Source organism: Actinomadura sp. GC306 (genome assembly GCF_004348665.1).
In the GTDB taxonomy this organism is placed as follows: Bacteria; Actinomycetota; Actinomycetes; order Streptosporangiales; family Streptosporangiaceae; genus Spirillospora.
The window spans coordinates 1-11,059 of record NZ_SMKM01000227.1; the positions used below are offsets into that span (position 1 = coordinate 1).

At 70.4% G+C, this 11,059-nt stretch carries 9 protein-coding genes and 1 other RNA gene; 3 read left to right on the forward strand and 7 right to left on the reverse strand.

The features are described 5' to 3' along the window. Positions 1-95: 95 nt before the first annotated feature. From ssrA to ftsE, 6 genes are all read right to left on the reverse strand, one after another. Positions 96-468, reverse strand: a transfer-messenger RNA (tmRNA) gene (gene ssrA, locus E1200_RS25330). A gap of 309 nt (positions 469-777) precedes the next feature. After that, positions 778-2,700 (reverse strand): penicillin-binding transpeptidase domain-containing protein, encoded by a 1,923-nt coding sequence (locus E1200_RS25335; protein WP_131954583.1) that lies wholly within the window; start codon positions 2,698-2,700, stop codon positions 778-780. Between the two features lie 9 nt (positions 2,701-2,709). Continuing rightward, entirely contained in the window at positions 2,710-3,201 is a 492-nt protein-coding gene (gene smpB / locus E1200_RS25340) for an SsrA-binding protein SmpB (protein ID WP_131954584.1), read from the reverse strand. 108 nt (positions 3,202-3,309) lie between these two features. Further along, positions 3,310-4,530, reverse strand: coding sequence for a S41 family peptidase (locus E1200_RS25345; RefSeq protein ID WP_131954585.1), 1,221 nt, complete (start codon positions 4,528-4,530; stop codon positions 3,310-3,312). A gap of 63 nt (positions 4,531-4,593) precedes the next feature. Then, a complete protein-coding gene (gene ftsX / locus E1200_RS25350; protein ID WP_131954586.1) occupies positions 4,594-5,499 on the reverse strand; it encodes a permease-like cell division protein FtsX in 906 nt (301 codons plus the stop codon). Positions 5,500-5,702: 203 nt separating this feature from the next. Then, on the reverse strand, positions 5,703-6,392 hold the full coding sequence (gene ftsE / locus E1200_RS25355; protein WP_131954587.1) for a cell division ATP-binding protein FtsE: 690 nt from the start codon (positions 6,390-6,392) through the stop codon (positions 5,703-5,705). Between the two features lie 450 nt (positions 6,393-6,842). On the opposite strand from ftsE, the gene E1200_RS25360 reads away from it, so the two are divergent. After that, entirely contained in the window at positions 6,843-7,028 is a 186-nt protein-coding gene (locus E1200_RS25360) for a hypothetical protein (RefSeq protein WP_131954588.1), read from the forward strand. Between the two features lie 28 nt (positions 7,029-7,056). Here the strand turns inward: E1200_RS25360 and E1200_RS25365 are convergent, their stop codons facing one another. Continuing rightward, positions 7,057-8,187 carry a hypothetical protein gene (locus tag E1200_RS25365; RefSeq protein ID WP_131954589.1) on the reverse strand — a complete coding sequence of 377 codons (1,131 nt, stop codon included), beginning with the start codon at positions 8,185-8,187 and terminating at the stop codon, positions 7,057-7,059. A gap of 186 nt (positions 8,188-8,373) precedes the next feature. Between E1200_RS25365 and prfB the strand changes: the two genes are divergently transcribed. Continuing rightward, positions 8,374-9,489 (forward strand): peptide chain release factor 2, encoded by a 1,116-nt coding sequence (gene prfB / locus E1200_RS25370; protein WP_131954590.1) that lies wholly within the window; start codon positions 8,374-8,376, stop codon positions 9,487-9,489. 103 nt (positions 9,490-9,592) lie between these two features. After that, positions 9,593-10,573, forward strand: a complete 981-nt coding sequence (locus E1200_RS25375; RefSeq protein ID WP_131954591.1) for a hypothetical protein — start codon at positions 9,593-9,595, stop codon at positions 10,571-10,573. Positions 10,574-11,059 lie beyond the last annotated feature (486 nt).

The following is an 11,059-nucleotide window of genomic DNA, read 5'->3' on the forward strand; positions in this document are numbered from 1 at the left end:
CCCACATCGGGGGTCTGGGGGGCGCCCCCCAGAGGGAACGACGAAACGACCCGGCGAAGCCGCGCGCGAAGCGCGCGGCGAGCACGGGTCGTCCAGAGTGGAGGTGGCGGGAATCGAACCCGCGTCCTTCGGTGAAGAGTCAGGGCTTCTCCGGGTGCAGCCTGCTTGGCGTTTTCTCAGCCCCGGCGCTCACGCAGGCGTGTCGCCGACGGGCTCAGTCGCTGTTCGCTGTCCCTACATGCCCCGCGACCGGGCGTGCAGGTTGAGTCTCCTTACGATGCCAGACCCCGGTTCGGAGACGCTACCGGGCTGACAGAGTTCGCTCCTCGCTCAGGCGGCGAGGGCGAACTCGGACTGCTTCTTGTTGGCAGTTATTGGTTTGCTGTCACAGGATTTACGAGGTCACGACAGCAACCCTCGACCCGCTTCCCCTGGCTCGAACGACCGAAGTCGAAGCCGGTCACCCCCATGTTCAGTTGTCAAAGCGGCAGTCCGGGGACGTCCGCACGATGACGTTACAAGCATAACGTGCGGGACGGCAACGTAATTCCCCTGGGCAGCCGTGGACCCCGGTGGACGCGATCGCGTCCACCGGGGTCGACCGGCAGGGTCGGGCCGGTCCGGACGGCAGAGCCTCCCCCGAGACGAGGCTCCGTCTCTCACGGCGACTGAGCCCGCAACCCCCCGAGCGGGATCTCAGTCACCCGTAAAGACGCCCGGGGGCCACGGGTTGGTTGCCTCTCCGACGTAAAGAGATCACAAAGTCGTAACAGGACCTCAGCCGCGAAGGAAGTCGGCGGCGATCTTCGGGGTGTTGACGCGGCCCTCGACGGCGATGGCGAAGGCGCGGTCGCCGACGCTGCCGACGAACCAGGAGACGGCCTTGCTGCGGCTGCCGTCCCGGTACTCGGCCAGGGCGGCGACGCCGACGAGGTCGCCGGCGACGCGGGCGCCGCGGGCGTTGCCGTGGGTGGCGGTGCGGCCGAGGACCTTCTTGAGGCTCGCGATGGCCTCGGGCTGGAGGTTCTGCGGCGGGGGCGCCTGGATGGTCTTGGGGATGTCCTTGAGGACGTACGGGGGCTTCCAGGTGCCGTTCTGCGCGGCGGCGGCGACGAGGGCCATGCTGAGGGGGCTCACCTGGACGTTGCCCTCACCGATCATCATGGCCGCCTTCTCGCCGTCGTTGGCCGGCGTCGGCACGGAGCCGGTGAAGGCCGGGACGGTCAGGCCCCATTCCTGGCCGATGCCGAGCTGGGCGGCCTCGTTCACGAAGGTCTGCGCGTCCAGTTTCGTGCTGAGCTGCGCGAGGGTCGTCTTGCAGGACGCGGCGAAGTGGTTGGCGAAGGTGCTGTCGCCGCGGGGCTGGTTGGTGAACGTCTCGCCGCCGATGGTGACGCTGTCGGGACAGGTCGTCTCGCTCGACTGGCTCATGTCCGCCTCGGAGAACAGGGCCTCGGCGGAGACGATGCCGAACGTCAGCCCGGGCGGGTACTCGCCCTCGAACGCGAGGTTCGTGCCGCCCGTCCCGTGGTTGGACACGGCGAGCACCTCGCCGGTGCTGGGCCGCACCACCACCATGGACGCCGGGTAGGGCAGCCCCTTGAGCGCCTTGTCCGCCTTGCGCTGGTAGGACGGGTCGAGGGTGGTCTGCACCTCCCGCGGCGGCAGGCCCTCCCAGGAGCGCAGTTCCTCGGTGTTCTCGCCCGACTCGTCCTGCGCGACGACGCGGACGGTGGGCGTCCCGGCGAGCCGGCGCTGCTGGAGGAGCTGGATTCCGCTCACGCCGATGGTGTCGCCCGGCTGGTAGGGGGCGCCCACCTGCTGGAGGCGGTCGGCGGTGGCGGGGCCGAGGGTGCCGACGAGTTCGGGCGCGTAGGCGGGGGCGATCGGCGCCTGGACGGCGTTGAACTTCAGCCCGGGGACGCCGGTCAGCCGCTGGACGAGCGCGTTGTTCGCGGGGACCTGCAGGGTCAGCAGCGGCAGGAAGTCCTGCGGCGGGGCGGAGCGGACGCGGCCGAGGAGGCGTTCGGCGTCCAGCCGCCGGCCGCCGTCGAACTTGGCCTGCTCGGCGAGCAGGTCGAGGGTCTTCTTCGGGTCGGCGAGCTGCCCGGGGAACACCCCGACGTCATAGGCGCCGGTCTTGCGCACGAGGGAGCGGCCGTGCGTGTCGGTGATGGCGGCGCGCTTGGGCTCCTCGGTCACGACGGCGAGCCGCTGCCCCGGCTTGAGGCTCGTGTGGATGATCGACGGGCTCCAGACGACCTTCCACTTGCCGCCGACGCGCTTCAGCCGCATCAGCCCGGGATACTCCCACGGCTGGCCGTTCTCGCCCAGGTCGATCTTGACGGTGAAGCGCGCGTCGGCCTCATCCCCGTTCTGGACGATCTGGTCGACGTCGCTGTCGGTGACGCCGGTACCGAGGGACAGCCGCAGCGACGCGGCGTCGAGCTGCCGGCCGACGCGGCTCAACGCGTCCGCGACCTCCTGGCGGTCGACGCCGACGGTGTTGCCGGCCGCCGCCTCGAAGTTGCCGACCTGCCAGGCGATCAGGAAGTCGCGGACGGCCGGCATCGCCGACCGCTCGGCCCAGCAGCCCGTCGCCATGCCCGCGACCAGCGCGCCGCTCACCGCCAGGGCGACGGCCCGGCGCCGCGTACTACGGATCCCGCCGGGGAGCCGCCCCCGGCCTCGGTTCGTCATCGACACCCTTCACCGTCTCCTGAACCGGGCCGCAGCCGCCTTCTGCATCTCCCGCTCGGCTTCCCGCTTGGCGATGGCCTGGCGTTTGTCGTAGCTCTTCTTACCACGGGCCAGACCGATCTCGACCTTGGCCCTGCCGTCCTTGAAGTACAGCGCCAGCGGGATCAGCGTCCACCCCGGCTCGGACGACTTCGCGATGATCTTCTGGATCTCGCGCTTGTGCAGCAGCAGCTTGCGGCGCCGGCGCGGGGCGTGGTTGGTCCAGGTGCCCTGCGTGTACTCGGGGATGTGAACGTTCTCCAGCCACACCTCCCCGTCCATGACGTGCGCGTAGCCGTCGACCAGGGAGGCGCGTCCGGCGCGCAGGGCCTTGACCTCGGTCCCCGTCAGCACCATGCCCGCCTCCCACGTCTCGTCGATGTGGTAGTCGTAGCGCGCGCGCTTGTTCTGGGCGATGAGCCTGCGCCCGGTGTCCTTCTTACGGCCGGTGTCCCGTGCCACGTCATCATCCTTGTCCGGCGTCTCGGTCTTTCCCGGCGTCTCGGTCGGTCCGGCGGTCGGTCGTCGGTCGGGTCGGGGTCGGTCGGGCCGGCCGTCCTCCGGCCCGGGTCACTCGTCCGGCTGGGCCGCGCGCAGCCCGCGCAGCACGGCGCGGGCGCGCCGCTCGGCCACCGGGGGCGGACGGTCCGCGGAGACCGCGATGTCGGGTTCGATCCCCACCCCGTCGAGGTTACGGCCGCCCGGGGTCCGGTAGCGACCGACGGTCAGTTCGAGCACCGACCCGTCGGCGAGCGTCACGGCCTCCTGCACCGACGCCTTCCCGTACGTACGCGATCCTATGATCACCGCGCGGTCGCGGTCACGGAGAGAACCCGCGACGACCTCGGCGGCGCTGGCCGTGCCGGCGTCGACGAGCACGACGAGCGGGGTCTTCGCGTCGCCGGGCGTGGTGACCGCGAGGTCGCGGGCCCGCCGCCCGCGCGGCCGGTACGTCACCACCGGGCCGCTCCGCAGGAACGCCGAGGCCGTCTCCACCGCTTCCTCCAGCAGGCCGCCGGGGTTGCCGCGCAGGTCGAGGACGACACCGCCCTCCGGACGGCCGCGCGGCGGCTCCCCGGCCACGGCCGCGCGGACCCGCTGCCCCGAACCGCGCGTGAAGGCGCCGACCCGGACGAGCCGGGCGTCCTCCGGGAGATCGGTCACGGTGACGTCCCCTTCGGAGACCTGCGTGCGGACGAGATGGAACCGTACTGTTCGACGGCCGCGCTCCACGGTTAGTTCGACGGCGTCCTCGGGACGTCCCCGCAGCGCCTCCGCGACACGCTCGACGTCCCACCCGGCCACGGACGAGCCCCCGACACCGGTGATGACGTCACCGGCGCGCACACCGGCCCGTGCGGCGGCGGTGCCCGGCTGGACGCTCGCCACGAGCACCGGGCCGCCGTCGTCGCCGCTGGTGCCGAGCCACAGCCCGACGCCGCCGTAGTCGCCGTTGAGGCGCCCCGCGACGTCGTCGTACTCGTGGGCCGGGTAGTAGCGCGCCCACTCGTCGTCCAAGACACCGAGCATGCCCTCGATGGCGGCGCGGTCGAGGTCGCCGCGGGGGACGGGTTCGGCCGCGCGGCGGCCGATCTGCGCGGCCGCCTCACCTAAGACCGAGCCGTCCGCCGCCGCGGTCGGCTGCCGCGGGCCCGAGCCGGTCACGGCCCCCGCGCCGTACGCGGCGGCGATGGCGACGGCGACGGCGGTGCCGCGCAGCAGGCGGCCCGCTCCGCGCTGGTCGGGGGGACGCCGGGGCCGCTTCCCCGGGAGCGGCACGATCCGGAGCATGCGGCAAGTGTAGAGCGGCGCGCGACGCCGGATCCGGCGGTTGTGCCGGATCCGGTCACCGCGTCAGATCTTCAGGTATCTCCGCAGCGTGAGGAACGACGCGACCGCGCACAGCAGCACACCGAAGCAGATGGAGACGATGATGACGGCTATCACCGTGCTCCAGCCGAGCTGGCTGACGAGTTGGACGTCCCCGGCGAGTCTGTCGATCAGCAGCTTCTTGCTGAAGACCAGCAGGATGGACGAGAAGATCCCGCCGATCAGGCCGGCGATGGCGCCTTCGAGGATGAACGGCAGCTGGATATAGGTGTTGGACGCGCCGACCAGCCGCATGATGCCCGTCTCCCGGCGCCGGTTGAACGCCGACAGCCGGACGGTGTTGCCCACCAGCATCACCGCGGCGACCACCTGGATGAGCGCGATCGTCAGCGCCGCCACCTGCAGGCCGTTGAGGATCCGGAAGAACCGCTTCAGGATCTCCTGCTCGTTGATGACGGTGTCGACGCCGGGCTGCCCGAGCATCGCCTGCGCGACCGCCTTGTACTCCTCGGGGTTGCTCAGCTTCACCCGGAACGAGTCGGGAATGTCGCCCTCACGGGTGCTCTCCACGAAGCCGGGCGAGCCGGCGAAGCGGTCCTTGAACCGGGCGTACGCCTCCTGCGTGCTCTCGTACTGCACCTCGGAGACCTGCGGCATCTGCTCCAGCTGCGCCTTGAGCGCCTGCCGCTGCTGGTCGGTGATGTCCTGCTTCTGGCAGCTCGGATTCGAGCTGGTCTTGGCGCACAGGAAGATCGAGACCTCGATCTTGTCGTACCAGTAGCTCTTGGAGGAGTCGACCTGCTGCCGCAGGAGCAGCCCGGTGCCGAAGAGCGCCATGGCGATGGCGACGGTGATGACGAGGGAGATCGTCATCGTCATGTTCCGGCGGAGACCGATCCAGATCTCCTGGAGAACGAACTGTACGCGCATGCCTCGCTGTCCTTGATCTGTGTCCGCCGGAAGCCTTGGGCCGTGCCGACGTGGCCCGATGCGGGGCGGTTCCTACCGCGTGGCCCTCGGGGAGTCGTACGGGCCGGCAGGAAACGATGGTTCAGGTGGAAGTGCCGTGGAGGGTACCGGGCCCCGGCCCGGACGGCGGGCGGACGTGCTCCCGCCTTCCCCGGCGAACACGGTCAGTAGGCCTGTCCGTACACGCCGCGCGACTGGTCGCGGACGACCCGGCCGTCCTCCAGCTCGACGACGCGCTTGCGGAAGGCATCGACGATCGCGGCGTCGTGGGTGGCCATGACGACGGTGGTGCCGGTCCGGTTGATGCGGTCGAGCACCTTCATGATGCCGATCGAGGTGGCGGGGTCGATATTGCCCGTGGGCTCGTCCGCCAGCAGGATCATCGGCCGGTTGACGAACGCCCGCGCGATGGCGACGCGCTGCTGCTCGCCGCCGGACAGCTCGTCCGGCATCCGGTGGGCCTTGCCCTCCAGGCCGACGAGGTCGATGACCTCGGGGACGACCTTGCCGATGAAGCGCCGCGGCTTGCCGATCACCTCGAGGGCGAACGCGACGTTCTCGAAGACGTTCTTGTTGGGGAGCAGGCGGAAGTCCTGGAAGACGCAGCCGATCCTGCGGCGCAGGTGCGGCACCTTCCAGTTGCTCAGCCTGTTCAGGTCCTTGCCGGCCACGTGCACGTGACCCTGGGAAGGACGCTCCTCCTTCAGGATGAGGCGCAGGAAGGTCGACTTCCCGGAGCCTGAGGGGCCGACCAGGAACAGGAACTCGCCCTTCTCGATGGCGACGTTCACGTGCTGCAAGGCGGGCCGGTTCTGGCTCGGGTAGACCTTGGTGACGTTGTCGAAGTGGATCACGGCTGCATCACGGCGGTTCGGTCTCTAGGGGTTGGGGAGCGGCCCGGCCCGCGGGCCGCGGATTCCTCCGCGGCCTCCGGTCTGCGCCGCCCGGCTTCGCGACCAGGTGGGACGCGGAGCCTTCGAGCAGTGTAGAGGGGACGGTCAACTGTCTCGTCCCACTCGACGTGGTAGGGGGGCCGGGAACCGGCACATGCCCCGATCAGCGCGTGCCGTCCGATCAGTGCCATGTGAACCGTCTCCCGACGTCCGGCCGTTTCATACCGTCAAGCCCCCGGACTTGCCGGAACGACCATACAGTCCGGCTACGCTGGATGATGGCGAAAGATACCTATTAGGTCGACGGACCCCGGCCCGCTCGGCAGACCGCTCGGCAGACCCGCCGGCAGACCACTCGACGTTTTCCCGCACGGAGCCGCGTGCCCGTCACCGTAGATTGGGGCCCACGACATGAGCTGCGAACACCTGATCTGCGCCCGGTGCTCGAACCCCGTGGTGGAAGGCCGCTGCCCCATCTGCCGGGAGGCCCGCTCGGAACTGCACAGCCACGGGCCGTTCACGTCGCCCGCGCTCGTCCTCGCCGGCCTCGTCGCCCTCCTGCTCGTCGCCCTCGTCCTGCAGCGCGCCTACGGCTGACCGCGGGACCGCCTCCGGCGAAGGTCGCTCAGGGCTGCTTCTCCAGCGGCGGGGTGGCGGCCTTGGAGATCGCCCCCTCGTCGGCGATGACGTGCGCCTTCGGCCGGCCGCCGTCCTTCTTGCCGCCGCCCTTCCGGTCTTTCTCGTCGCCGTCTTTCTCGTAGCCGTCCTTCTTCTCGCCGTCCTTCTTCTCGCGCGGCGGGTCGTAGGCGGCGAAGTGCAGGGTCGCGCTGGTGTTGACCTGGTTCCCCTCGACGGTCCCGTCGAGGAGGTGCTCGGCGTCCTCCGGGATCTCCGGCTTGGGCGTGTCGGGGTCCTCGGCGATGAGCGAGGTGTTCCGGAACAGCGAGTAGACGATCAGGCCGCCGCCGCTCTCCGTGCGGAGGCCGAAGTAGGGGTAGGGCGTGGCCGTGTAGACGACCTGCAGCGTGAGGTCGTCCGCCTTGGCCTTCTTCTTGGCTCGCTTGGCGTCCTTGTAGAAGCCGGTCGTTACGGCGCTCGCCTTCATCACCTTGGCGGCGACACTGCCTTCGCCTTCTGCGGCGACCGTGGCGTGGATACCGATGACGTCGCGAGGACGGATCAGAAGGGACGTGTCGTCCGAACTGAGCGCCTCCGCATAGCCGTCGTCATCGATGGCGACATCCGGCACCTTCGCCTTGCGGTGCATCTCCGTCGCGAACGTGAGCTTCCAGTCGTCGGACGGCTTGCGGAGGACGAACGCCATCAGAACCGTGCGCTCGCTCTTGCGCTCCCCTAGGACGGACCGCTTCACCGACGTCACGAACCACTGCGGGTAGGCGTCGTCCTTGAGCTTCGGTACGTAAAGCTCCGGGTCGCCGTACACGAACCGCCGCACCGGGTCGCCGTCGTAGGCCGCCTCACGGAACTCGGCCGCGGTGAGCTGGGACTGCCCGTCGGACGTCCAGGTCAGCGCCAGCCGCTCGTCGCCTGCGGCTCTGGCCACGTCCTCGTCGGTGACATACGTGCGGAACGCCTGCTCCGCTACGTCCGGGGTCAGCGCGACGGGCTCGGGCGGCGCGGTCGTGGGCACGCTCGCGGTGGGCCGCGCCTCCGTCTCGTCCCCGGCGCACCCCGCGAGGGCGAGCGCCAGGACGAGCGGCACCACGGCCGCGATCATCCGCGTGAACCTGTGCACAGACCGTCCCCCGGACCGAGTTCCCTCCGGCCGCCTTCCGGCCGGCGTCCTCGGCCCGTGATTCTGCCATCCACATGGTATTGGCCGAGTGATCCCCTCCGCGGCGAAAGCGGCGCGCGGGGAGGGGCCTCATGGACAGGGCCGCGATGAGCAGTGTAGTGCCCGGACGGCGCTAAGCTCGGGGGCGTGGCAGGCACCGAACCCGAAGAACAGCTCAAGGAGCTCGGCTCGACCATGTCCAGCATCGAGCACGTGCTGGACCTCGACGGCATGCGGCGGGACATCGCCGAGCTGCGCGAGCAGTCGGCCGACCCTGACCTGTGGAACGACCAGGAGCGCGCCCAGTCGGTGACGCGCCGCCTGTCGTACCTGGAGAGCGAGCTGGGCCGGATCGAGGGCCTGCGGCAGCGGCTCGCCGACGCCGCCACCCTGTACGAGCTCGCCCAGGAGATGGACGACGCCGACACCCGCGCGGAGGCCGACGAGGAGCTGGCCGCGCTGCGCAAGGCCGTCGAGCAGCTAGAGGTCCGCACCCTCATGTCCGGCGAGTACGACTCCCGGGAGGCGCTCGTCACCATCAACGCGCAGGCGGGCGGGGTGGACGCGGCCGACTGGGCCGAGCAGCTCCAGCGGATGTACCTGCGGTGGGCCGAGCGGCACGGCTACCCGACCGAGGTCTACGAGACGTCCTACGCCGAAGAGGCCGGGATCAAGTCCACGACGTTCACGGTCAAGGCCCCCTACGCCTACGGGACGCTGCGCGGCGAGCACGGCACGCACCGGCTCGTGCGGATCTCCCCGTTCGACAACCAGGGCCGCCGGCAGACGTCGTTCGCGGGCCTCGACGTCGTCCCCGTCGTCGAGCAGAGCGACCACGTCGACATCGACGAGAACGACCTGCGGGTGGACGTCTACCGCTCGTCCGGGCCGGGCGGGCAGGGCGTCAACACCACCGACTCGGCGGTGCGGATCACGCACCTCCCGACCGGCATCGTCGTGTCCTGCCAGAACGAGCGCAGCCAGATCCAGAACCGCGCCACGGCGATGAACGTCCTGCAGGCCAAGCTCCTGGAGCGCAAGCGCCAGGAGGAGGCAGAGAAGATGTCCGCGCTGCGCGGCGAGGGCACCAGCAGCTGGGGCACGCAGATCCGCAACTACGTGCTGCACCCGTACCAGATCGTGAAGGACCTCCGCACCGGCGTCGAGGTCGGCAACCCCTCCGCGGTCCTGGACGGCGACATCGACGAGTTCATCGAGGCCGAGATCCGCTGGATGCGCCAGCGGGAGACCGAATCGGCCTGAGGCGAGATCTTCCGACGAGGTTTCGTGTTCACAGCGTGACTCCATGGTCACTCTGCGAGGATGACTGGCGGTCCGGAATCGCCGTCGCCACTCGGGGGGCACTGTGCCCGCACGTACCATCGCCGCAACCGCACTCCTCACGTCCAGCCTGCTCGCCGCGGCGCTGAGCGCGGGATGCTCCGGCGCCGCCTCGTCCGCCGATCCGGCGGAGCCCGCGGGCAAGCCCCCGCTGACCAAGGCGCAGGCCGAGCGGGTGCTGGCGTCGTTCACCCAGGCGGCCGACCGCGCCGGCCGGGGCCTCGACCGCCGGTCACTGCGCGCCATCGAGACCGACCCGCAGCTCACCATGGACGTCGCGGCGCTCCGGCTCCGGCGCGCCGTCAAGCAGCCGGCCGCGAAGCTTGAGTTCACCGAGACGTCGTTCTACATCCCCCGCCTGACCGGCTACCCGCAGTGGTTCGCCGCCGGAGCCGTCACCGGCCGCGACAAGCAGGCCCTGCGGCACGCGATGCTGTTCACCCGGGCCAAGGCCGGCGCCCCGTGGCTGCTGGCCGCCGACCCGCACCCCGGTGAGGCGTCCCTGAGCAAGGTGGCGCTCGACCCCGAGGGCTACGCCACCCCGGTCACCCCGGACGCGAAGGGCCTGGCCGTCGCCCCGGCGAAGCTGCCCACCGCACACGCCGCACTCCTCACCGACGGCCCCCGCGCCGCGGGCGCGTCCGTCATCGCGGAGGGCCCGCAGACCACCGAGACCTACAAGGCCCTCAAGCGCGGCGAGAAGACCCTGGCCGGACGCGGCGTGACCCTCTCGTCCAGGTTCTCCGCCGCGCCCTACACGATCTACGCGCTGCGCACCAAGGACCGCGGGGCCCTCGTCTGGTACGTCCTGCAGCAGAACGAGGCGTACTCCTCCTCCCGCCCGGGTCGGCTGACCGTCAGCGGCGACCTCGTCGGCCTCGCCCCGGCCCGAACCCCCAGAACCCGCCTCGACACCACCGTCCTCGTCCAGTACCTGGCCACCGTCCCGCCCAAGGGCAAGGCCACCGTCACCGGCATGTACCGCAAGGCCGTGAACGTCAAATGAAGACGCAACTCTCCTGATCCCCGTCGGGTGCCGGGGCGTCCTGCTCCTCTGACCGCTGCAGCAGGCCCCCGGCACCCGATGGTGTCTATTTGCATTGCTGTGCTTGTTTGCATTGCCCTTGGCGGTCGGGCCCTGGGGGCCCTCCCTTCGGCGGGCAATGCGTGCGATCGCTGCATCGCTCCGAACTCGCCTAGCGGCTCGCTGCGCGATCAGGTTTCTCGCAAGCTCGAAACCTGCCTTCGGACGCGATCGCAGGCGTTGGGGTTGTTGCGGGGTTACGGTGGTGGCTGGGGTGGTCGCGTCCGTATTCTCCGGCTCCGCGGTATTGCTTCATCACCCTTGGAGTCAGGTCCTAGAGGGCCTTCCTTCGGCGGGCACTGCGTGCGATCGCTGCATCGCTCCGAACTCGCCTAGCGGCTCGCTGCGCGATCAGGTTTCTCGCAGGCTTGAAACCTGCCTTCGGACGCGATCGCGACTGTTGGGGGC